The sequence below is a fragment of the Streptomyces sp. AM8-1-1 genome, assembly GCF_032229325.1.
GTDB classification, from domain to species: Bacteria; Actinomycetota; Actinomycetes; order Streptomycetales; family Streptomycetaceae; genus Streptomyces; species Streptomyces achmelvichensis.
This window is the reverse complement of the sequence record NZ_CP135086.1, coordinates 7,239,701-7,261,328: the sequence shown is the minus strand read 5'-3', so window position 1 is coordinate 7,261,328 and position 21,628 is coordinate 7,239,701. Positions and strand designations below refer to the sequence as shown.

General features: G+C 73.0%; 17 protein-coding genes. 9 read left to right on the top strand and 8 right to left on the bottom strand.

Annotation, left to right across the window (positions count from 1 at the left end; all coding sequences use genetic code 11):
• Nucleotides 1-256: 256 nt before the first annotated feature.
• The 4 genes from RPQ07_RS32475 to lnt all read right to left on the bottom strand — a co-directional run bounded on the left by RPQ07_RS32475 (nt 257) and on the right by lnt (nt 5,294).
• Entirely contained in the window at nt 257-2,200 is a 1,944-nt protein-coding gene (locus RPQ07_RS32475; protein ID WP_313947795.1) for a helix-turn-helix domain-containing protein, read from the bottom strand.
• A gap of 80 nt (nt 2,201-2,280) precedes the next feature.
• The gene (locus tag RPQ07_RS32470) at nt 2,281-3,084 is read right to left on the bottom strand and encodes a 3-hydroxybutyrate dehydrogenase (RefSeq protein WP_313947794.1); all 804 of its coding nucleotides are present in this window, start codon (nt 3,082-3,084) and stop codon (nt 2,281-2,283) included.
• Between the two features lie 55 nt (nt 3,085-3,139).
• Nucleotides 3,140-3,622, bottom strand: a complete 483-nt coding sequence (locus RPQ07_RS32465) for an NUDIX domain-containing protein (RefSeq protein WP_313947793.1) — start codon at nt 3,620-3,622, stop codon at nt 3,140-3,142.
• A gap of 37 nt (nt 3,623-3,659) precedes the next feature.
• On the bottom strand, nt 3,660-5,294 hold the full coding sequence (gene lnt, locus RPQ07_RS32460) for an apolipoprotein N-acyltransferase (protein ID WP_313947792.1): 1,635 nt from the start codon (nt 5,292-5,294) through the stop codon (nt 3,660-3,662).
• 193 nt (nt 5,295-5,487) lie between these two features.
• On the opposite strand from lnt, the gene RPQ07_RS32455 reads away from it, so the two are divergent.
• On the top strand, nt 5,488-6,558 hold the full coding sequence (locus RPQ07_RS32455) for an O-antigen ligase family protein (RefSeq protein ID WP_313947791.1): 1,071 nt from the start codon (nt 5,488-5,490) through the stop codon (nt 6,556-6,558).
• A 97-nt stretch (nt 6,559-6,655) separates the two neighbouring features.
• Here RPQ07_RS32455 and RPQ07_RS32450 read toward each other — a convergent pair whose 3' ends face one another.
• Both RPQ07_RS32450 and RPQ07_RS32445 read right to left on the bottom strand, forming a co-directional pair.
• Nucleotides 6,656-7,213, bottom strand: a complete 558-nt coding sequence (locus RPQ07_RS32450; protein WP_313947790.1) for a hypothetical protein — start codon at nt 7,211-7,213, stop codon at nt 6,656-6,658.
• 110 nt (nt 7,214-7,323) lie between these two features.
• A complete protein-coding gene (locus tag RPQ07_RS32445) occupies nt 7,324-8,157 on the bottom strand; it encodes a glutamate racemase (protein WP_313947789.1) in 834 nt (277 codons plus the stop codon).
• On the opposite strand from RPQ07_RS32445, the gene RPQ07_RS32440 reads away from it, so the two are divergent.
• On the top strand, nt 8,156-9,328 hold the full coding sequence (locus RPQ07_RS32440) for a glycosyltransferase (protein WP_313947788.1): 1,173 nt from the start codon (nt 8,156-8,158) through the stop codon (nt 9,326-9,328). The genes RPQ07_RS32445 and RPQ07_RS32440 overlap by 2 nt on opposite strands.
• A gap of 22 nt (nt 9,329-9,350) precedes the next feature.
• On the opposite strand, the gene RPQ07_RS32435 is transcribed toward RPQ07_RS32440, so the two are convergent.
• Nucleotides 9,351-10,631, bottom strand: coding sequence for a TerD family protein (locus RPQ07_RS32435; RefSeq protein WP_313947787.1), 1,281 nt, complete (start codon nt 10,629-10,631; stop codon nt 9,351-9,353).
• 253 nt (nt 10,632-10,884) lie between these two features.
• On the opposite strand from RPQ07_RS32435, the gene RPQ07_RS32430 reads away from it, so the two are divergent.
• The 3 genes from RPQ07_RS32430 (at nt 10,885) to RPQ07_RS32420 (ending at nt 14,762) form a co-directional block, all read left to right on the top strand.
• The gene (locus RPQ07_RS32430) at nt 10,885-11,328 is read left to right on the top strand and encodes a DUF6643 family protein (RefSeq protein WP_313947786.1); all 444 of its coding nucleotides are present in this window, start codon (nt 10,885-10,887) and stop codon (nt 11,326-11,328) included.
• Between the two features lie 296 nt (nt 11,329-11,624).
• Nucleotides 11,625-12,230, top strand: a complete 606-nt coding sequence (locus RPQ07_RS32425; protein WP_313947785.1) for a hypothetical protein — start codon at nt 11,625-11,627, stop codon at nt 12,228-12,230.
• 129 nt (nt 12,231-12,359) lie between these two features.
• Nucleotides 12,360-14,762, top strand: a complete 2,403-nt coding sequence (locus tag RPQ07_RS32420; RefSeq protein ID WP_313947783.1) for a right-handed parallel beta-helix repeat-containing protein — start codon at nt 12,360-12,362, stop codon at nt 14,760-14,762.
• Here RPQ07_RS32420 and RPQ07_RS32415 read toward each other — a convergent pair.
• Complete coding sequence (locus tag RPQ07_RS32415; protein WP_313947782.1) at nt 14,732-17,095, bottom strand: hypothetical protein; 2,364 nt, start codon at nt 17,093-17,095, stop codon at nt 14,732-14,734. The two genes, RPQ07_RS32420 and RPQ07_RS32415, sit on opposite strands and share 31 nt — an antisense overlap.
• A 197-nt stretch (nt 17,096-17,292) precedes the next feature.
• Between RPQ07_RS32415 and RPQ07_RS32410 the strand changes: the two genes are divergently transcribed.
• The 4 genes from RPQ07_RS32410 to RPQ07_RS32395 all read left to right on the top strand — a co-directional run bounded on the left by RPQ07_RS32410 (nt 17,293) and on the right by RPQ07_RS32395 (nt 21,617).
• Nucleotides 17,293-18,144: a DeoR/GlpR family DNA-binding transcription regulator gene (locus RPQ07_RS32410; RefSeq protein ID WP_313947781.1), complete on the top strand. Its 852-nt coding sequence runs from the start codon at nt 17,293-17,295 to the stop codon at nt 18,142-18,144.
• 5 nt (nt 18,145-18,149) lie between these two features.
• On the top strand, nt 18,150-18,593 hold the full coding sequence (locus RPQ07_RS32405) for an SRPBCC family protein (protein ID WP_313947780.1): 444 nt from the start codon (nt 18,150-18,152) through the stop codon (nt 18,591-18,593).
• Between the two features lie 478 nt (nt 18,594-19,071).
• Nucleotides 19,072-21,051 (top strand): hypothetical protein, encoded by a 1,980-nt coding sequence (locus tag RPQ07_RS32400; protein ID WP_313947779.1) that lies wholly within the window; start codon nt 19,072-19,074, stop codon nt 21,049-21,051.
• A gap of 83 nt (nt 21,052-21,134) precedes the next feature.
• A complete protein-coding gene (locus tag RPQ07_RS32395; protein ID WP_313947778.1) occupies nt 21,135-21,617 on the top strand; it encodes an SRPBCC family protein in 483 nt (160 codons plus the stop codon).
• The last annotated feature ends 11 nt before the right edge of the window (nt 21,618-21,628 follow it).

Sequence of the window (21,628 nt, the reverse complement as noted above, 5' to 3'; positions counted from 1 at the left end):
GGGCTGCAGGGCACGGCGCCGAGACCGTCCCGCGGGCGCCACCTCGCCGGGCAACGGCCTCGGAGCCCCCGCCGTAGGCGCACGCGGCAGGCAACGGCCTGCGGATCACGCGTCGGACGCACCCAGCGAGCAGCAGGGCACGGCGCCGAGACCGTCCCGCGGGCGCCACCTCGCCGGGCAACGGCCAGCCATGCCGCAGGGCCCGGCCCCCCGCCTCCGCCCCGACCAGGACGACGAAGTCCGCGCGGCAGCGCGTCTAGCGCGCCACCGCCTCCGACATCGCGTGCAGCCGCAGCGCCAGTTGGATCTCCAGCGCTCTGCCGGGCGACTGCCAGTCGGGACCGAGGAGCCGGCCGATGCGCTCCAAACGTTGGGCCACCGTGTTCACATGGACATGCAGCTCGTCCTTCGTCCGGGCCGGGCTCATCCCGCTCGCGAAGTACGCGTCCATGGTCCGCACCAGATCGGTGCCCCGTCGGCGGTCGTAGGCGACGACCTCGCCCATCGTGCGCCCGACGAAGCCGTCGATGTCCCCGGGATCGGCGAGGAGCAGTCCGAGGAAGCCGAGGTCCTGCGCCGCGGCACCCTGGCCGGCCCGGCCGAGCAGCCGCAGTGCGTCCAGGCAGCGCCGCGCCTGGTCGTACGCCCCGGCTATCGGACTCGGGGCGTCCGCCGGCACGGCGACCGAAGCGGACGCCCCGACGGTGACCGACTCCCGCAGTGCGCCGCCCAGTTGACGGGCGGTGCGGCGGGCCAGCTCGGAGGCGTCGTCGTCGGGGCCGAGCGGCAGGAGCAGGACCGCGCCCCCGTCCCGTGCAGCGGCCAGGCCCGAGCGGGTCGCCGCCAGATGCGAGGCGGCTGCCCACAGCCGCTGGCGGTCGGCGCTCTCGCGCTCCACCGCGGTGCCCGCACCCCGTCCGCCGGCGCCCCGGGCACTCGCGCCGCGGCCCGCGCTCTCCTGTTCGGGCACGCCGGAGTCCGGCCCCTCCATCCGCGCGGCCAGCACCACATGGGGAACGTCGAGATCCGCCCCCAGCCGGGCCGCACGCTCCCGCAGCAGTCGGGGGTCGCGGTCCGGGGCATCGAGGAGGTCGTCGAGCAGTTCGCCCCGTACGCGCTGTTCGGCCTCGTGGGCCGAGCGGCGGGCGAGCAGCAGCAGGGAGGTCACCATCGCACCGCGCTCCAGGGTGCGCCGGTCGACGGGATCGAGGTCGGCATGGCCGGCCAGCACCAGGGCGCCGAGGTCCTCACCGCCGGCCGAGACGGCCGCCACCCACTCCTGCTCCCGTCGTACCGCGCGCCCGTCCGCGCCGGGTGCGTCGGGGTGGCTGTCGGTGAACCGGACGGTGCCGTCGAGGACTTCGGAGAGGGCGGCGGCCACATCGTCGACGCCGCCGCCGCGCAGCACCACCTCGGTCAGCCGGTCATGCACCTCGGACGCGCGCTCGATGACGCCGCTGCGGTCCCGGATGATCTCGTTGGCCTTCTCCAGTTCGGCGAGAGCCGAGCGGGTCTCGGCGAGCAGGTTCGCGGTGTCGATGGCGACGGCCGCATGGGCGGCGAAGGAGGCCAGCAGCGCGACCTGTTCCCGCTCGAAGACTCGCGCCCGGCGGTCGGCGGCGAACAGCACGCCGATGACCTGGCTGCCGAGCATCAGCGGCACACCGAGGATCGCGACGAGGCCTTCGTCCCGTACGGCCGTGTCGATGGACGGTGTGTGCTCGAAGCGGGCGTCGTCGAAGTAGCTGTCGGTGACATAGGGGCGGGCGGTCTGGGCGACGAGACCGCCGAGGCCCTCTCCCATACCGAGCCGCACCTGCTGGAAGCGGGCCGAGACCGACCCCTCGGTGACCCGCATATAGGTGTCTCCGGCCGACGGGTCGTTGAGACTGAGATAGGCCACTTCCGTGCCGAGCAGCGAGCGGGCCCGCTGCACGATCGCGCGGAGCACGGCGTCGAGGTCGCGCAGTCCGGCGAGGTCGTGCGCGGTTTCGAACAGCGCCGAGAGCTCGGCCTCGCGTCGGCGCCGGCCCTCCAGCTCGGCGCGCACCCGCAGCGCGAGCTGCTTGGCGTGTTCGAGGGCGGCGAGCTTCTCCGGTCCGGCGCCGCTCGCACGGGCGAGCAGTGCCGGCCGGTCGTACGCCTCCGCGGCGGCGCCGCGTGCGAGGAGCTCCAGGTAGTCGGCTTGATCGTGGGACATGGACACAGGATTACCTGCCGTACGGGAGGTGGCACCAGCCCTGTGGACGAGCGGGCCGTTGGGGACAACCGGGTCACCCGTCAGTGCGCGGTCCAGCCGCCGTCGAGGGCGATCGAGGTGCCGGTGATGAACGCGGCCTGCGGCGTGCAGAGATACAGCACCGCCTCGGCCACTTCCTCGGGCTCCACCAGGCGCTTGACGGCGGAGTCCTTGAGCAGGACGTCGGCGAGCACCTGATCCTCGGGCAGGGAGTGGGCCGCCGCCTGATCGGCGATCTGCCGCTCGACGAGCGGGGTGCGCACATAGCCGGGGTTCACACAGACCGATGTCACACCATGGGGGGCGCCTTCCAGGGCCGCCGTTTTGGAGAGCCCTTCGAGACCGTGTTTCGCGGCCACATACGCGGACTTGAAGGCGGAGGCGCGCAGCCCGTGCACGGAGGAGATGTTGACGATGCGCCCCCAGCCCTGCGCGTACATGTGCGGCAGGGCGCCCCTGATCAGGCGGAACGGCGCCTCCAGCATCACGGTGAGCACCGTGTGGAAGACGTCCGGCGGAAAGGCCTCGATGGGCCGGACCAGCTGGAGACCGGCGTTGTTGACCAGGATGTCGGCGCCCGCGGCCGCCGCCTCCGCCGCGTCGAGGTCGGTGAGATCCAGGACCTGGGGCTCCACGGCTCCGCCGGCTTCCGTGCCGAGCGCGGCGAGCGTCTCCAGTCCGTCGGCGTCCCGGTCGACGGCCCTGACCTTCGCCCCCGCGGCCGCGAGCCGCAGCGCGCAGGCGCGGCCGATGCCGCTCGCTGCCCCGGTGACAAGTGCGGTGCGGCCGCCGAGATCGAGGTCGACCACGGTAGGAGGAACGCCAGGTGTGGTGGGGGACGTCATGCTGCGAACCCTAGGCAGCGATCATTCCCCGACCGATGTGGTCACCACCCATACTTCACTGCTCGTGCATAGGCTGGAACCATGCCGGTCCCTCGGCCAGGGCCTGCTTGATCCGGAAGTGCGCGAATTCCTTGAGCTCCGGCAGCGCATCCACGGTGAACCAGCCGACCTCGAGCGACTCGTCGTCGTTGACACAGGCCACGCCGCCCACCGCCCGGCAGCGGAAGGTGATGTCCATGAACTGGCACCGGTCCCCGTTGGGATAGGTGACCGGCTCCGGCAGCGCCTGGACGAGCACGACCCGTTCGGCGACACAGCGCACCGCGGTCTCCTCGTACACCTCGCGCACGGCGGTCGCGGCCGGCTCCTCGCCGGGCTCGGGGATCCCGCCGATCACGGACCACCGGCCGTTGTCCGCGCGCCGTCCCAGCAGCACACGCCCCTCGTCGTCGAAGACGATCGCGCTGACGCCGGGCAGAAGGAGCAGCTGGTTCCCGGCGGTGGCCCGGATGTCGCGGATGAAGTCGGGGGTAGCCATGGCTTCGACCTTACGGCCCGCCGGGCCGCAGCTCGGTCTATCCGGCGTCGCCGGTGCCCGGTGCGACCGGCTCGCCCGGCGTCGCCCGCTCACGCCGCCGCCGTACGCCCCGCACGGACACCACGCCGACGCCGCCTGCCGCGATCAGCAGCAGCGCGATCTCGGGCCAGGTCCCGAGACGCGTCGCCGGGGTGAGCGAGGAACGCAGCGGCACCTCCGCGACCAGAGCGTCCGGTGTGAACATCTCCGTCCGCTGGACGATCTTTCCGTCCGGCATGATGACGGCGCTGACGCCGCTGGTCACGGGGACGACGACGGAGCGACCGTGCTCGACGGCCCGCACGCGCGACATGGCCAGCTGCTGATACGTCATCTCGCTGCGGCCGAAGGTCGCGTTGTTGCTGGGCACGGAGATGAGCTGGGCGCCGTGCGTCACGGTGTCCCGTGCCGCGTCGTCGAACGCGGCCTCGAAGCAGGTGACGAGACCGACCTTCGTGCCGGCCAGGTCGAAGACACCGACCTTGTCGCCGGGGCCGAAGTCGCGGCGGACCCGGTCCACGTCCGAACTGAACAGCCGCACGACGGAGCGCATCGGGATGTACTCGCCGAACGGCTGCACATGGCGCTTGTCGTAGGTGTTCACCGGACCGCGGACGGGATCCCACTCGATCAGGGTGTTACGGAGCTTTCCGGTGTCCGGGGTGACCACCGCTCCGACGACCGTCGGCACCCCGATGGCCTTCACGGCCTCGTCGATGACGAGACGTGCGTCGGCGTTGCGGTACGGGTCGAGATCCGAGGAGTTCTCGGGCCACAGCACGAAGTCCGGCTTGGCCACCTTCCCCGCCTTGACCTCCGCGGCGAGCTCCTCGGTACGGCGCACATGGTTGTCGAGCACCGCGCGCCGCTGGGAGTTGAAGTCGAGTCCGAGGCGGGGCACATTGCCCTGGATCGCGGCCACGGTGGCGGTGCCGTCCTCGGCCGTGTCGTCGACGAGCGGCAGCGCCGCGAGCGCCGCCGTCACCGGGACCAGCACGGTGAGCAGTGCGGCGGCCAGGGGACCGCGCGGCAGCACGCCGGTACGCCGGAAGTCGATCACCCGCCTGACCGTCTCGTACAGCCCGAGGCCGCACAGCGCCACCGCGAAGCCGAGCAGCGGTGTGCCGCCCACCGCGGCGAGCGGCAGGAAGACGCTGTCCGCCTGGCCGAACGCGATCTTGCCCCAGGGGAAGCCGCCGAACGGCACCCTGGCGCGAGCCGCCTCACCGGCGATCCACACCGCCGCGCCCCACACGGGCCAGGCCGGAAGCCGGCTGACCGCGGCCATGCCCATACAGGCGACCGCGACGAAGACCGCCTCGATCGCCGCCAGCGCGATCCACGGCAGGGGGCCCACCTCTTCGCCGGTCCAGCTGAGCAACGGCAGCAGGAAGCCGAGACCGGTCAGATAGCCGAGACCGAACGCGGGCCGCAGCCGGCGCCCGTACAGGGACCAGCCGAGCAGGGCGAAGGCGGGAAGCGCCAGCCACCACAGGGGCCTGGGCGGGAAGCTCAGGAAGAGCAGCACTCCGGCCAGAGCCGCGGCCCCGGGCCGGACGAACCGGCGCAGCAGCGGCCGGAGCCCGGAGGGGGCGGACGGTGGAGTGTCGAGGGCGGTGACGGTGGCGCTCACCTGGCGGAGTCTACGGCGGCAGGCGGTGCGGGCGGCATTCCGGTCCGGCGACCGCCCGTGGCAGCGGAAGCAACGTTCCTGCGCAAGCCATCCACAAAACCGTGTCTCTGCCGTTACCGTGTGCGCCAGCCGTGCCGCCGGACGCGGTCGGCTGCTGCGGCGGGGGCTGCCACGGGTCCGGGGGGTCGGCGGAATGCATGCACCGTACGACCGGTCGGCGACGCGCCAACGCGGCGTCGCGACCGATGTCGCCGGTGTCGTCGTCCTCGGCGCGTGCGCGGCCTGGTCACTGATCAGCGCGACCGGCCGGGAGGCCAGACCGGAAGGCGTGCTGCTGGCGGTGTTCGCCGTCGCCGCCGGATACGCCTTCGGCCGCATCTGCGGCACGCTGCTGCCGGTCGCCGCGGCTTCGGCCGTCTCCCTCGCCGCCCTCGGACTGGCGATGGCCTCACCGGAGGGCGTACCCGGCGCGGGCGCGGGCGACCCCCTTCAGCCCGGGCACACCGGAGCGGCCGCCGCCCTGCTGGTCCTGGCCGCGGGCGCCGCCTCCTGCGGAGCCTGCGCAGCCCGGCCTCCGGTGCTGCGGCTGGCGCTTCGGGGACTGGCGCTGGCGGTCGCGTGCACCGCGCTGTGGCTCGGATCGGTGGCCGGATTCGCTGCCGCGACCGCTGTGCTGCTCTGCTCGCTGGCGGCCGCGCGTATGCACCGCCGGACAGCACCTCTCGGAGCGCTTGCCCTGGTGACGGGCCTGTTGGTCGCCACATCGTGGGGAGTCGCCGAGGACGCCCTGCCGGACGGGCTCACGGTGTCCCTGGAGGGGCAGCTGACGCAGAACCGGGTCGCGCTCTGGCACGACGCGGTCGAGCTCGCCGAGGACGATCCCCTGCGCGGAGTCGGACCGGACCGCTTCGGCCTGCTCAGTCCCACGGCACAGCAGGTGGCGGGCTCGGACGGCAAACCGCACTCCGCCTCGCTGCAACAGGCCGCCGAGCAGGGCGTGGTGGGCGTGGTGCTGCTGGGCGCGGCCTTCGGCTGGATGCTGTACGGGCTGTGGCGTTCACCCCGCTCCACCCCGGTGGTCCTGAGCGCGGGTGCGGCGCTCACGGCCCTCGCGGCGCTGGCGAGCCTGGGCAACGCACTGAGCTTCGCGCCGGTCACGGTCGGTGCGGGGCTGCTGGCGGGCCTGGCGACCGCGCGGGTGGCCGGCGGTGATCCGGCGGAGACGGGCGACGACCCGGCCCCGGCGGCAGTGCGCGCACGCTGACGGACGCGCGCTGACGGTCAAGGACATGTCGGAGGCCGGTCGGAGCGGGACGGCACCCGCACATCACGCGCACCTCGGCCGAGCGACGGGCGGAGCGTCAGGCCTTGGCCGCCGTGCCCGTGCCCCTGCGCAGCCCGTCGCGAATGGCCAGGACGGCGGCTTCCGCATCATCGACCGTCACCGTGAACACTCTGCCGTCGCCCAGAGTGACGACGATGCCCTCACCGCGCCGTACGACGACCGCGGTGCCCTTCTCCGGGCGCCAGCGGTAACCCCAGCCGCCCCACTGCCTCGGGGTGACCTTGGCGGCGACTTCCGCGCCGACGACGTGCGACAGCGGAATCCGCCGGCGCGGCAGGCCCATGTGACCGCAGCGCACCTCGACGGCGTCGCTGTCCACCTTCACCGCCACATGGACGAACGCGAGGGTGCCGTACAGGATCAGCAGACCGGCGGCGACACAGCCGATCACCGACATCAGCAGAGGGGCGATACCGGAGGTCCACTGGGAGGCAACCGCCAGCTCCACACCCAGTGCGACAAAGGCGGCACCCGCCGCGGCGAGCAGCCACTGCATACGGTTCGTCGCTCGGCCGGTCCACACAGCGGGGGCGGGCTCCGCGGACGCATAAGAATCTCGGGCGAGGTCCTTCATGGAAGGAGAGTACCCAGCAACTGCCGCCGCAGCATGGGGTCCGTCACGAGGATCACGCCGACGTGCCGCACCAGCAGGCGGGGCTCACCGTCGGTACGCGGATCTCACGTTCAGTGCGCGGAGCTCACTGTCCGCAGCAGCCGGCCCTCCGCGTAGTGCGCCGCCTGGGCCGGCAGGACCTCGTCGCGGCCGCTGAGCAGCACCGTCAGCCGGCTGCTCGGGGCGGCGTCGGGGGCCGGGAGCTCGCCGAGGCGCCGGAGCGCCTGCGCGGCGACCGCGTCGGCCGAGCCGTGCAGGGTCACGGGCCGTCCCACGGCCGCGCGGATGCGCTCAGCGACCAGTTCGTAGTGCGTGCAGCCGAGGACGACGGCGCGGACATCGCGTGGCGTGAGAGCGGCCGCCGCGGCCACCGCCCGGTCGATGGCATCCTCGTCGGCCTGCTGCACCGCGTCGGCGAGTCCGGGACACGGGACCTCCGTGACCGCGACGGAGTCGGCGAAGTCCCGGATGAGCGCGCGCTGGTAAGGGCTGCCGGTGGTGGCCGGCGTCGCCCAGATCGCGACCGGTCCCCCGCCCGCCGACGCGGGCTTGATGGCCGGGACCGTACCGATGACGGGGATCGCCGGCTCCAGCTCGGCGCGCAGCGCCGGGAGTGCGTGCACGGACGCGGTGTTGCAGGCGATGATCAGGGCGTCCGGTGCATGGGCGACGGCCGCCCGGGCGACCGTGAGCGCCCGTTGGGTCACATCGTCCGGTGTGCGCGGCCCCCATGGCATGTTGTCGGGGTCCGAGGAGAGGACGAGATCCGCGTCCGGCCTCAGCCGGCGCACCGCGGCGGCCGCCGGGAGGAGGCCGATTCCGGAGTCCATGAGCGCGATCTTCACCCGGTCACCATAGTCGACCACCCTTGCGGGGCCGGTCCGGTGGGGCAGACTGCGGCACATGAGCGCCGTTGCCTGGATCGCCCTCGGATCGCTGGCCGCCTGGGGATGGCTCCTGCTGGGCCAGGGCTTCTTCTGGGTCACGGACCAGCGGTTGCCGCGCCGCGAGGACCTCGCGGCCTGGCCGGATGTCGCCGTCGTCGTGCCCGCGCGCGACGAGGCCGGGTCCCTTCCCGCGAGCCTGCCCTCCCTGCTGGCCCAGGACTACCCGGGACGGGCGCAGATCGTTCTGGTCGACGACGGAAGCACGGACGGCACCGGAGAGGTGGCGCTCGCTCTGGCCGAGCGGTACGGCGGGCTGCCGCTGCGCGTCGTGACCCCCGGCGAACCGGAGCCCGGCTGGACGGGGAAGCTGTGGGCCCTGCGGCACGGCATCGCCCTGGCGAAGGAGCACGAGCCGGAGTATCTGCTGCTCACCGACGCCGACATCGCCCACGCGCCGGACAGTCTGCGGGAGTTGGTGGCCGCGGCCCGCACCGGCGGACTCGATCTCGTCTCCCAGATGGCACGTCTGCGGATCGCGACCGGCTGGGAACGCCTCGTGGTGCCCGCCTTCGTCTACTTCTTCTCCCAGCTCTATCCGTTCCGGTGGGTCAACCGGCCGGGTGCGCGCACCGCGGCAGCGGCCGGCGGCTGTGTGCTCCTGCGCACCGAGGCCGCCGAGCGCGCGGGCGTACCGGTCACGATCCGGCATGCGGTGATCGATGACGTGTCCCTGGCGCGCGCGGTGCAGCGGTCCGGCGGGCGCATCTGGCTGGGGCTCGCCGAGAAGGTGGACAGTGTACGGCCCTATCCGCGCCTGGCGGATCTGTGGCGGATGGTGTCGCGCAGCGCGTACGCCCAACTCCTGCACAGTCCCCTGCTGCTGGCGGGCACGGTCGTCGGGCTCACGCTGGTGTACCTCGTGCCGCCCGTCGCGCTGTGCGCCGGGATCCTCCGGCACGACCCCGCGGCCGGCTGGGCCGGGGGTCTGGCCTGGGCGGTGATGGCGGCGACGTATCTGCCGATGCTGCGCTACTACCGGCAGACGCCGCTGCTCGCCGCGGCGCTGCCCTTCACCGCGCTGCTCTATCTGCTGATGACGGTCGATTCGGCGGTGCAGCACTACCGTGGCCGGGGTGCGGCGTGGAAGGGGCGTACCTACGCTCGCCCCAGTGCCACACCGGAGTCCTGACCGCCGAACCGGCCGGCGCCCGTCACTTCCGGCCGGGCGTCCAGTTCATGCCCCACCCGTAGGTGTAGTCGACGGTGCGCTGCGGGCTGACGCCGCGCTCCGGGACGAGGAAGCGGGCCTCGCGCTGGACGACGAGGTCCGAGCCCGTGTTGGTGATCAGCGCGAGCGAGCAGACGGTGGAGGGAACGGTGCACTCACCGAGCGAGAAGTCGATGGGTGCTCCGTGCTGCGGCTGGAGCGTGACCGTCGCGTCGAGGTCGGCGAAGCTGCGGGCGCCTTCGTAGATGGTCACGAAGATGACGACGCGGCGGATCTGGTCCTTGTGGTCCAGGTTGATGGTGAGGTTCTCGCCGGACGTGCCGCCGGTGCGGTCGTCGCCGTCGAGGTGGATGAACGGAGGCTGGTGCAGCGCGCCGAAGGCGTTGCCGAGGGCCTGTACGACTCCCTTGCGCCCGTCGGTGAGTTCGTAGAGCGCGCACAGGTCGAGGTCGAGGTCTCCGTGCATGGCGACGGCACGGCCGAGCTTGGCTCCCCACCCCTTGAACTGCTTACGCACCTGCCAGCTGAGGTTGACCCGCATGGCGCCCGATGTGCCGCCCTGCTTGGTGAGCGAGACGGACGGAGCGTCCTTCGTCAGCGTGACCTTGGTCAGCCGTACGGGAGCCGGGGCCTGCGGGGCGGCCGGCGGGGTGGGCGGCGCGACGGGCGCGGGTGCGACAGGAGCGGGAGGAGGCGTGAGTGGGGCGGGAGCCGGCGGGACCGGCGCCGCCTGCGGCTCGTCGACCGAGATGCCGAAGTCCGTGGCCAGACCCGCGAGTCCGGTGCTGTAGCCCTGACCGACCGCGCGGAACTTCCACGCCCCTTGGCGCCGGTAGAACTCACCGAGCACGAAGGCCGTCTCGACGGACGCGTCCTGGCTGTCGTAGCGCGCGATCTCCGCGCCGCTGGACGCGTCCACCACCCGGATGTAGAGCCCGGGGACCTGGCCGAAGCTGCCGCCGTCCGCGGAGGCCGCCAGCACGATCTTCTCGATCGCCCCCTCCACCTGCCCCAGGTCCACCCACATCAGGTCCGTCACACCGCCGGACCCGTTCTGCTTCCCTTCGTGGCGTACCGCCCCCGAGGCGTGCGAGGCCTGGTTGTAGAAGACGAAGTCCGCGTCGGAGCGGACCTTGCCCGAGCCGGTGGCAAGAAGCAGCGCCGAGGCGTCGACATCCGGTACGCCAGGACTTGAACGCCAACCCAATTCGACGCGCACCTGCTGCGCCGCCACCGGAGTATTGGCTCCTTTAAGCATGGACATGCTCGCCCCCATCGCGAGTCGGAGTGTCCGGAAAAGTTCACTGGGCGCCAACCTAATCCTCACAGGGCCTCCAGCGCCCGTGCCGACCCGTGGGTAACCCGCTCTCAGCTTGCCCTTTACAAGGCCGATGCTCTGCCGCGCGACCGATTTTCCCGGGTTCGCTCGCATTGGGGATCCGTGGCCACTCGCATCTCCCGAAACAACCCTCTTATCGGACTCCCCAACCAGCACATCGTGGGCTTAACTTATGGCCATGACCTCCCCCCGCTCCACCTACGGCGGCGGTTACTACTCCGCTCCGTCGTTCCCCGACACCCCCATCTACGACTCCCTCGTCGCAGAGCGGGGCACGCCTCAGATCGCCCCGATCCGAGTGCCCTCCGCGTACGACGGTCCGAGCAGCTATCTGCCGGCCCTCCCCTCGGCGCTGCCCGCCCTCCCGGCGGCTCCGTCCCCGTCTCCGTCCTACGGTTATCCGCAGCAGATGCAGCAGCCGATGCCTCTGCAGCAGGCGACCGCGTACATCCCCCAGCAGCCGTCCGTGCCGCGCGGCTACCCGGGACCGCAGCAGCCCCAGCAGCAGCGTCCGGTGCCGAGCGGGTACGAGGCGATGCGCCCGGCCGCGGCCAGGCCCGTGCAGGCCCAGCCGGTCTACAACGACCCGTACAACCGCCCGTACCAGGGCGGCGGGTACTGATCGCGCCGTAGTCCTCACGTCCACCCCGGTCACATCGGTGGCGGGGTCCACACCCGGCGAGGCGGCCATCGCGCCGCAGGGGCTCGCCGGGGACCGTCGGTGGATGCACCACCCTGTCCGGTCCTCGGCTCTTCTGTACTGAAGAGCCGTTCTATGGGAACCCTGTGCCGTGGCACGCGCGTTGAGCGGTCGACGGGAGCGCCGCGGCGAAGGGGTGATGTTCCTCTCTCTTCGCGCATCCCGTGCGTATGCCGTGCCGTTGGTGGCTATCACGGACGCGGAAGGGGGTGCAGGTCATGCGATCAGCCACGGGAGTCTGGCGTTGGCGGCGCAATACCCTGCGCCGGGCGACCGACCTCGCCGAGGCATGGGTGGCGTTGATCGCCGCCCTCCTTCTCCTCACCGCGACCCCGGTGGTCGGCTGGATCGCGGGGTCCCTCGCCGACACGTCGTTGAGGCAGTCGGCGCGCACGCAGCTCGAGAACCGCCACCAGGTCACCGCGACGGTGCTCCGTGACGCCCCGCCGGCCAGGGCGTCGGCCTACGACCCCGAGTCCGCCGCCCGCGACAAGGGCCGGGCGGTCGTGGCCCGCTGGACCGCGGCGGACGGCAGCAAGCACACGGGCCGGATATCCACCGTGCTCCCCGACCCGAGGCCGGGCGACGCGCTCACCATCTGGACCGACGAGCGGGGTCAGCCGGCCGGCCGTCCCCTGGACGCGGAGACGGCCCAGGTGCACGCCGTACTGGCGGGCGTGGTCGGGGCGTTCGCCTGCGTGGGAGTGATCGAATCCGCCAGACGACTGATCACCTGGCGGCTCCTGCGGCGCCGGTACGACCGGCTCGACCGGGCCTGGGCCGTCGTCGGTCCCGACTGGGGCCGCGCCGGAGCGGGCAGCTGACCTCCCGACTCGTCAACTCCGGCCCGTCCCGCGCGCTACGGTGGTGCGACCCCCTCGCGGGGTCCGGGGGGCGCCCCCCTCTTCAGGGCGCGGCGGAGCAATGTCACGAGGTGGGGGCAGAGCAGCACCATGGCACAGGGCACGGTCCAGGTGACGCACACCGGCACATCACGGTGGCGGCGCCGCACGGGTGAGTACGCCTCTCTCGCCGCGGCCCTGGAGGCCGCGGGGGACGGCGACATCCTCACCGTGGCCCCGGGGACGTACCGCGAGAATCTCGTGCTCCAGCGGGCGGTCACCCTGCGCGGTGCCGAAGGAGCGGTCGGCTCGGTGCGCATCGCGCCCGCCGACGGAGTGCCGCTGACCGTGCGCGCCTCGGCGACGGTCCAGGATCTGCACGTCGAGGGGCAGGATTCGGCTGCGCCCGCGCTGCTGGTGGAGGACGGCACACCCGAGCTGATCGATCTGCGGATCGTCACACGCTCGGCGGCGGGCCTGGAGGTGCGCGGCGCGGCCCGTCCCACCGTCCGCCGGTGCACGGTGGACAATCCCGCCGGTATCGGTATCGCCGTACTGGAGGGCGCGGGCGGGGTGTTCGAGGAGTGCGAGGTCGTGGCGGCCGGGCAGTCGGGCGTCTCCGTCCGTGGCGGCGCGCATCCGCGCCTGGAGCGCTGCCGCATCCATCACGCCTCGGGCGCGGGCCTGAGCGTCACAGGCGAGGGCACCGGTCTGGAGGCACTCGGCTGCGAGATCTACGAGATCAAGGGCAGCGGTGTGCAGGTCGCCTCACGCGCCACGGCCCATCTCACGGACTCCAGCGTGCACCGCACCTCGGCCGACGGGATCACGCTGGACACCGACGCCGTACTCACGCTCTCCGACTGCGACATCCACGACATTCCGGAGAACGCGGTCGATCTGCGGTCCCGCTCGGTGCTGACCCTGACCCGTTCCACGGTGCGCCGCTTCGGGCGCAACGGGCTGTCGGTCTGGGACCCGGGCACCCGGGTGGACGCCAACCAGTGCGAGATACACGACAGTACGGGCGACTATCCGGCCGTATGGGTCAGCGACGGGGCCACGGCCGTCCTCGAATCGTGCCGCGTCCACGACGTGCCGGACGCTCTGTTCGTCCTGGACCGCGGTTCGCGGGTGGACGTCGTCGACAGCGATCTCACACAGGTGCGGAACACCGCGGTGTCGGTGAGCGACGGGGCGAGCGCGCAGCTCGACGACTGCCGGATCCGCGAGGTGTCGACCGGGGCGTGGTTCCGCGACCACGGCAGCGGGGGCACGCTCAGCGGCTGCACCATCGACGCCGCGCAGACCGGGGTGATCGTCACCAAGGGCGCCGATCCGCTGATCGAGCGGTGCACGGTCACCTCGCCCGCCGAGGCGGGGTTCTATGTCTCGGCGGAGGGCCGGGGCACTTTCCGCGGCTGCCGGGTGACGGGCAGCGGAGGGTACGGCTTCCATGTGATGGACGGCTGCCGCACGACGCTGAACCGCTGCCGCACGGAGCGGTGTGCCCGCGGAGGCTACGAGTTCGCGGAGCCGGACGGTCCGGTCGTCGAGGACTGCACGAGCGACGAGAGCGCGGTGCGGCCGCAGACGGAGCCGACTCCCGCCGTGGTGACGGCGACCCAGACGGCCGGTCTGCTCGGGGCGGTCCCCGCACAGCCCGCCCAGCCGACGGAGCCCGCGCCGCCGGCCGAGCCGGTGCGCACCTCGGGTGCCGTGCTCGGCGAACTGGACGGGCTGGTCGGCCTGGACAGTGTCAAGCGCGAGGTCCGCACGCTCACCAACATGATCGAGGTGGGCAGGCGCCGCCAGGAGGCGGGGCTGAAGGCCGCCTCGGTGCGCCGGCATCTGGTGTTCACCGGCTCCCCCGGCACCGGCAAGACGACCGTGGCCCGGCTGTACGGGGAGATCCTGGCCTCGCTGGGTGTGCTGGAGCGCGGTCATCTCGTCGAGGTGTCCCGGGTGGACCTGGTCGGTGAGCACATCGGCTCCACGGCGATCCGTACGCAGGAGGCGTTCGACCGGGCTCGCGGCGGGGTGCTGTTCATCGACGAGGCCTACGCCCTGTCGCCCGAGGACTCGGGGCGTGACTTCGGCAAGGAGGCCATCGACACCCTGGTGAAGCTGATGGAGGACCACCGGGAGGCGGTGGTGGTCATCGTCGCGGGCTACACCGCGGAGATGGAGCGCTTCCTGTCGGTCAACCCCGGTGTGGCGTCCCGTTTCTCACGGACCATCACCTTCCAGGACTACGAGGCCGACGAGCTCCTGCGGATCGTGGAGCAGCAGGCAGAGGACCACGAGTACCGGCTCGCGGAGGGCACGGACGACGCGCTGCTGAAGTACTTCACGGCGCTGCCCAAGGGGCCCGCGTTCGGCAACGGCCGTACCGCGCGGCAGACGTTCGAGTCGATGGTGGAGCGGCACGCGGGCCGGGTCGCCGAGCTCACCGAGATGAACACCGACGACCTGACCCTGCTCTACCCGGACGACCTGCCCGAACTGCCCTGAGCCTGGCGGGGGACGGCCGCGCCGATCCGGTCGAGCAGTTCCTGGCGCTCGGTGCGGAAAGCCGGATCGGCCTGGTAGTCGGAGTGGCCCAGAATCGGTTCGGGCAACGGGTGCCGGCGTGAACGGCCGTATATCAGCGGGTCCTTGAGCGCCGCCCGGTCGACATCGGGGTGGTCGCCCCCGGCCGGCACGCGGACGGGCCCGCCGATCGGGTCGGTGACCCGCCAGAGGTTGCGCCAGCAGTCCAGTTCGCCGCGCAGCTCGCGCAGCGCCGTGGGTCCGAAGTAGGCGGGGAACCAGCGGCCGTAGAGCCGCTCCAGCGGGGATCCGTACGTCAGCAGGGCGACCCGGCGGCGGGTCTCCGGCGGGAGCTGCCAGACGGCCGAGGCCGCCAGCACACTGCCCTGGGAGTGGCCGGAGATGACGAGCCGTCCGCCGGTCCGTTCGGTCCAGGTGCACATGCGCCAGGTGAGGTCGGGAACGGCTCGCTCCGCGTAGCACGGTGGCGCGAAGGGGTGTGCGGCGCGCGGCCAGAAGGTGCCGACGTCCCACAGGATGCCGATGGTGCGCCGGGCGGAGGCGTCGCGGTAGGCACGGCGGCCCCAGGTCACGAACAGTATGAAACCGAAGCCGATCAGCCAGGAGCCCAGGGACTGCGCGGTGTCGGCGACGGACTCGACGAACCCGCCGCTGCCGGCGAACGCCTCTCCCGGCACGGCTCCCCCGGCCCACGCTCCGGCGACGGCCCCGGCACCGAGCAGCAGGGTGGCGCCGGAGACGATGCCGACGAGCCAGGGGGCGTCGTCGGTCAGGCCCGCCCGGGCCCGGGTGCCGGCGATCCGCCGCGTCCGTACGGCGTCGGGGCGCTCCGCGTCGTACTCCGACTCGACGCCCTCGGCGATGCGGCGGCCGGTCAGCCAGGTCCGGACGCCGAGGACGGCCGCCGGGACGAGGAGGAGCACCAGCAGCACGGGGATGACGGACGCCTGCCAGCTGAGCAGCACGGGCGGTCCGGGGATGGTGCCCTCGCCGTCCATGCCGGGGGTGCCCGGGCCGTCCAGCCAGTCGGCGACCCGCTGGGCGACGCCTCCGGTCATCACCCCGCCGAGCGCGCAGGCGAGCATCGCGACGGCGGGGCCGCCGAGACCGTGCAGGACGGTCCGGGCGTCGCGCGCGTGCCGGTGGAGCGCCCGGGCCGCGACGGCGAGGGCGACGACCAGTGCGCCCTGGGCGACGGTGATGACCCCGAAGGTGACATCGCCGGGGAGGGTGCCGCTCGACCTCCACCCGGGCCGGGACCAGCAGGCGTACAGCAGGGATAGCGCGAACAGGGCGAGTGCGGCGCCGGGCAGCACGCTGACGGTGACGCGGTCCAGCCGGGCGTCCATCCGGCGCTCGCTGCGGCCCCGGCGGAAGACGACCCGCAGCACGGCCAGGAGCCCGACGGCGAGTGCGGCCTCGATCAGCCATCCGCAGACCGCGAGCGGGGTGCTGCCGGCTCCCCGGTCGTGCCGGGCGGCGGCTCCGGCGACGGCGGCGGAGACGGTGAGGAAACCGGCCGCGGTGTGCGCGGCACGCAGCCGGGCGACGAGCCGTCGGCCGTACCAGAAGCCGGGCCTGCCGAGCGCGGGACGCAGGGCCGGGCCTTTGGTGTGTCCCTCGTCGTCCTTCGGCCCGGCCTCGCCCTCCGGCACGTCCTGGCCGCTCGGCGGCCGCTGCGACTCGTACGCGCTCCAGGTGCGGTTGGACAGATACCAGAGCAGGCCCACCAGCGCGGCCGGGAGCAGGGAGGCGAGCGCGAGCCGGCGGCCGGGCTGCGACCACCAGCCGCCCTGGGCGCTCGAGATGAATCCGAGCCACGACCGGTCGGCTGCGCAGGCGGCCGAGCCCGCGCACTGCCAGGCGACGAGGTCGAGTGCCACCTCGCAGGCGGCGGCGGTGAGCAGCACGGTGAGGCTGAGGGCGAGGAGCCGCACCAGGACCCCGTAGGTCCGGGTCGTCCGCCGGCGGCCCCGGGCGCGCGGCCGCATCCAGTGCGCGAGGTTGACGACCATGAACGGCAGCAGGAGGAGCCACAGGGCCCGTGCGCTGTTGCCCGAGGTGAGGTTGGACCAGCAGTACGCCTCGGGGATGGGCCGGTCGGCGTACAGCTCGGGCCGGTGTTCCGCCTCCTCGTCCTCGGTACGGCGGAAGACGGCGGCCTTCTCGTCGCCGGAGACCCGCACCGTGCGGGGGTCGCCGAGCATGTCCTGCGGGGTCGCACCGCCGACGCCGTGGACCAGCAGCTCGAGCGCGGGCCCTCCGTACTGCGGTACCGGAGTGGCAGGGGACACTTCTGTGACTCGCTCTCTCGGTGGGAGGATCGATCCGTGCGCGACCGCGCAGTGTTCATGCCCCAGAATCCGGGATCTCAGCTGTTCACCGCACCGCTCTCACCGAATCTCCGCGAGCCCGGGGCGTGCGGGCCGTGCGAGGATGAGAAACCTTGACCTCGGACGCTCACGACGACGTGAAAGGACCGGCCCCGGCAGTGACGGACAACCAGAACCTGCTCGCGGAGCAGCGGCGTGCTCTGATCCTCGACGAGGTACGCAGGCGCGGCGGGGTTCGGGTCAACGAACTCACCCGCAAGCTCAATGTCTCCGACATGACCGTGCGCCGGGACCTGGATGCGCTGGCCCGCCAGGGAGTCGTGGAGAAGGTCCACGGCGGTGCGGTGCCGGTGGTCGAGGCGAGCACCCACGAGCCGGGGTTCGAGGCCAAGTCGGCGCTGGAGCTGAGCGCCAAGGAGGACATCGCGCGGGCTGCGGCGCAGATGGCGGTGCCCGGCAGCGCGATCGCCCTGTCCGGCGGGACCACCACGTACGCGCTCGCGCATCATCTGCTGGATGTGCCGGATCTGACGGTGGTGACCAACTCGGTGCGGGTGGCGGACGTGTTCCACGCCGCGCAGCGCGCGGGAGCGACCGCCGGTCCGCGGCCGGGCGGCGCGACGGTGGTCCTGACCGGTGGTGTGCGTACGCCGTCGGACTCGCTGGTGGGTCCCGTCGCCGACCAGGCGATCCGCTCGCTCCACTTCGATGTGCTGTTCCTCGGGGTGCACGGGATCTCGGTGGAAGCGGGGCTGTCCACGCCGAACCTGGCGGAGGCGGAGACGAACCGCCGCTTCGTACAGGCCGCGCGGCGGGTGGTGGTGGTCGCCGACCACACCAAGTGGGGGACGGTGGGCCTGAGTTCGTTTGCCGCCCTTGCGGAGATCGACACGCTGGTCACGGACGCCGGGCTGTCCGCGGAGGCGCGCGAGGAGATCGCGGAGCATCTGCCGGGTCTGGTGGTGGCGGGCGGTCCGGAGAGTTCCGGGCAGGACGGACAGGAGGGCTGACCCCGGTGACGGCGTTCCGGCTGACGCGAGCGGTGACACTGACCGCGGACGAGGCGTGGAGCCGGGTCACCGACTGGCGCTCCCATGCGGCGCAGGTGCCGCTCACTCGGCTGTCCTCGGTCTCCGGGGTGCCCACCGGCGAGGGCACGCTGTTCGTCGTGCGCTCAGGGGTGGGACGGGTCGGCTTCGACGATCCGATGGAGGTCGTGCGCTGGGTCCCGCCGGATGGGGATGGCACGGCCCGCTGCCGGCTGGAGAAGCGGGGCCGGGTGATCACCGGTTGGGCGGAGATCGAGGTGGAGCCGCAGGGCGCGGGGGCGGTGGTGGTGTGGACCGAGGAGCTGCGGATCCGGCTGCTGCCGCGGGTCCTGGATCCGCTGGTCGTCCGCGTGGGGCGGGTGGTGTTCGGCCGGGCGCTGGACGGGCTGTTGCGGGGACGCGAGCGCTGAACGGGGCCGGGCCCGCGGGAGCGGGCGCCGCACGGGCAGTTGCGGGTCGCGGCCACTGAGCGGGACCGGGCCCGTAGGAACGAGCGCGCTGGACGGACTGTTGCGGAGGCACGGACACTGAGCGAGGCCCGGCCCGCAGGAGCAGGCGCCGGACGGGCAGTTGCGGGTCGCGGCCACTGAGCGGGACCGGCCCCAAAGGAACGAGCGCTGGACGGGCAGTTGCCGGTCGCGGCCACTGAGCGATTGCCGCGCCGGGACCGGGCCGGCGTCTCCACTACACCGAGCCGGCCGCCTCGAAAGCACCCGGGCGGCGCAGCCCGAACGCACCCGGGCGGCGCAGCCCGAACGCACCCCCTCCGGGAGTCCCGAGCAGGCCCGTGCGTGCCCTCGCGACACGCCGCCTGTGTGACCGTCGCACGATTTTGTCGTTTGACGTGGCGAATGAGAGCGCACCGCACATCCGGAAGGCCCAGCACCGATGCCGACACGCCAACAGCCGCCCGCAGGCGCCGTAGCTGCCGGGCTTCCCGGGATCGACGAGGCGGAAGCAACCCTCATCGAGCACTATCCCCGGCTCGTCCGTCTCGCCTATCTGACACTGCCCGCGTCGCTGGGCCGCCACCGGCGGGTTCTCGCCGCGCACTCCACGGTCCAGCGGGCACTGCCCCGCGCCCACCGCTCGCAGCGCACGCCGCGGCTCCCCGCTCAGCGCGGCACGGAGGCGTCCACCTATCTCTGGGTGCGTGCCCGGGTGCTGCGGGCCGCCCTGCGCCACGAGCGGCGGCCGCGCTGGTGGCCCGCCCGCGCCGCGGGTTCCACGCTGCGGTGGCCCGGACTGCCCCTCGTGGTGGGTCTGCGCCTGTTTCCGAGCGCCGGCGGGGCCGAGGAACTCGCCCTCGACCAGGCGCTGTCGGCGCTGGCCGCACCCGCGCGAGCGGCGTTCGCGCTGACCGTGCTGGAGGGCCTGTCCGAGCAGGAGGTCCTGGCACTGCTGAAGGAGGCGGGGGCGGCCGATCCGGAGGAGGCGCTGTGGTCCGCCGCACGGCTGCGGCGTGCCGGCAACGGCCGTACCGAATCGCTCCTGCGCAGCGCGGAGTTCGATCCCTGCGCCGTCCAGACGCGCCCCACGGATCTGCTCCGCCGCCGGCAGCGTGCCCGTTCGGTCGCCGCCGGCGCGGCGTTCGTCGTGATCGCCGCCGCGGTGGTGGCGGTGTCCGACGAGGCGAACCGCGATGCCGGCCCGGTGTCGGCCATGGACGCGCGGGAGGTGGCCCTGGCCCGGGCGCTTGACCCGGAGTTGCTCGAACACGCCCCGCGCGACGAGTGGGCGGACACCTCCCGGATCGACTTCTCGGTCTGGCCGGCCCGCGGGGACCGGGTGAACGACACGGCGCTGCTGGAACGGGCTCTGCGCGCGTGGGCCCGGCCGGACGCGGAGCTGAAGGTCTCGGCCACCGCGGACACGGCCAAGGTCCCTCCGGCGAAACCACCCCGGCTGCTGTTCGCGGGCGACTGGGACGGAGCGGCCGTGGTACTGCTCCACGAGGGCGAGCGGGTCGTGCGCTATGCCGAGCCGGTGTTCGGCGACGGCCCCGCGGCGCTCGACTTCGCCCGTACGGACAACGCCGATGTGACGACCGCCGCCGCATTGGTCGTGAGCCGTACCGCGTCCGGTGCCCGCTATCTGCTGGCGCCGTGGATCGCGCAGACCACCACGCGTGATCTGCTGGCGCCCGACAGCCCCGCACGGGATCTCGGCGTCTCCGCCGACGGGGTCACCGCGATGGTGCCGAGCCCGGCGCCCGGCGGCTCGTGTTCCTCGTGGCCCGTGCTGCAACTGCGGTCGTCGGAGCGGATCGTGGAGAACCACGCGTTCCTGGTGACCGACCTCGGGGATCTCGCTCCGGTCCATCTCACCCACACCCCGCCGCCGTCGTCCGGCGCTCCGGCGCGGCAGCCGCGCGAGGCGACCGGTGGTCCCGCGCTGACCGGCTGGGCGCGTGGCGCCTGTCTGCTCGCCACGCTGCGCGGGTCCGGCGTACGGGCCGTCAACAACTGGACGTACGCAGAGCAGGAGTTGCCCGACAAGGGCGGACGGGCGGCCTGGGTGTGCACCCGTGCCGACACCTGGCGCGGGCGCGGCCGGGTGCTGGTGCAGTTCCAGCCGCCGGCCGGGTCGGCGACCGCGCCGGGGGTCGTGGTGGCCGAGGCGAAGGACTCGGCGGCCTGCAGCAGGTTCGGGCAGCATGTGCTGGCGGGCACGCACTGGCGGTCTCCGTCGGGCAGATGGTTCCTGCTGGCGGCCGGCAGTCGGGCGGTCACGCGGATCTCCGCGTCCGGAGCAGTGACGGCCGGAGCCGCGGGTCCGACGATGGCCGTGCCCGCGCCCCGGGACGCTCGGGTGACGCTGTCGGGCCGGATGCGGGGCGGGGAGAGCCTCTCCGCGCTCGGGGGCTGACGCCGACCGCTCTGTGGGGGCGGACAATTGACAAGTTGTCAGTTACGGTGTGGGCCCCGCTCCCTGCACCGGAGGTACGGTCCATGCCCCGCCGACTCCACCCCGTGGAACTCGACTTCCCCGAGTCCGCCCCCGTACGTCTGGTCTTCACCGGCGACGTCTCCGCCTCCCCGGAGGCGGTGTACCGGGCGCTCGCCGAGGACGTGACGGACTGGCCGGCCTGGTTCGACGCGGTGTCCTCGGCCGTCCCCACCCGCGACGGCGCGGGCCGGGACGTGAAGCTCAAGGGCGGCGTCTTCTTCAGCGAGACGGTCATGGCGACGGACCCCCATGAGCGTTACGCGTACCGGGTGGACACGACCAACGCACCTGGTCTGCGGGCCCTGTTGGAGGAATGGGTGATCACTCCGACGGCACAGGGCAGCCGCGTGCGGTGGACCTTCGCCGTGGACGGTCCGGCGCCGGTGCGCGCCCTGCTGCGGCTGAGCCGAGCGGGCCTCGGCACGTCCTTCCGGCGTGCGATACGCCGGCTGGACCGCAGGCTCGCCCGGTCCGCCACATCCTGACCGCCCACTTG

Coding starts and splice junctions, on each gene's coding strand:
- RPQ07_RS32475 (WP_313947795.1), bottom strand. CDS start 2,200: ATGTCCCACGATCAAGCCGACTACCTGGAGCTCCTCGCACGCGGCGCC.
- RPQ07_RS32470 (WP_313947794.1), bottom strand. CDS start 3,084: ATGACGTCCCCCACCACACCTGGCGTTCCTCCTACCGTGGTCGACCTC.
- RPQ07_RS32465 (WP_313947793.1), bottom strand. CDS start 3,622: ATGGCTACCCCCGACTTCATCCGCGACATCCGGGCCACCGCCGGGAAC.
- RPQ07_RS32455 (WP_313947791.1), top strand. CDS start 5,488: ATGCATGCACCGTACGACCGGTCGGCGACGCGCCAACGCGGCGTCGCG.
- RPQ07_RS32450 (WP_313947790.1), bottom strand. CDS start 7,213: ATGAAGGACCTCGCCCGAGATTCTTATGCGTCCGCGGAGCCCGCCCCC.
- RPQ07_RS32440 (WP_313947788.1), top strand. CDS start 8,156: ATGAGCGCCGTTGCCTGGATCGCCCTCGGATCGCTGGCCGCCTGGGGA.
- RPQ07_RS32445 (WP_313947789.1), bottom strand. CDS start 8,157: ATGTGCCGCAGTCTGCCCCACCGGACCGGCCCCGCAAGGGTGGTCGAC.
- RPQ07_RS32435 (WP_313947787.1), bottom strand. CDS start 10,631: ATGTCCATGCTTAAAGGAGCCAATACTCCGGTGGCGGCGCAGCAGGTG.
- RPQ07_RS32430 (WP_313947786.1), top strand. CDS start 10,885: ATGACCTCCCCCCGCTCCACCTACGGCGGCGGTTACTACTCCGCTCCG.
- RPQ07_RS32425 (WP_313947785.1), top strand. CDS start 11,625: ATGCGATCAGCCACGGGAGTCTGGCGTTGGCGGCGCAATACCCTGCGC.
- RPQ07_RS32420 (WP_313947783.1), top strand. CDS start 12,360: ATGGCACAGGGCACGGTCCAGGTGACGCACACCGGCACATCACGGTGG.
- RPQ07_RS32400 (WP_313947779.1), top strand. CDS start 19,072: ATGCCGACACGCCAACAGCCGCCCGCAGGCGCCGTAGCTGCCGGGCTT.
- RPQ07_RS32395 (WP_313947778.1), top strand. CDS start 21,135: ATGCCCCGCCGACTCCACCCCGTGGAACTCGACTTCCCCGAGTCCGCC.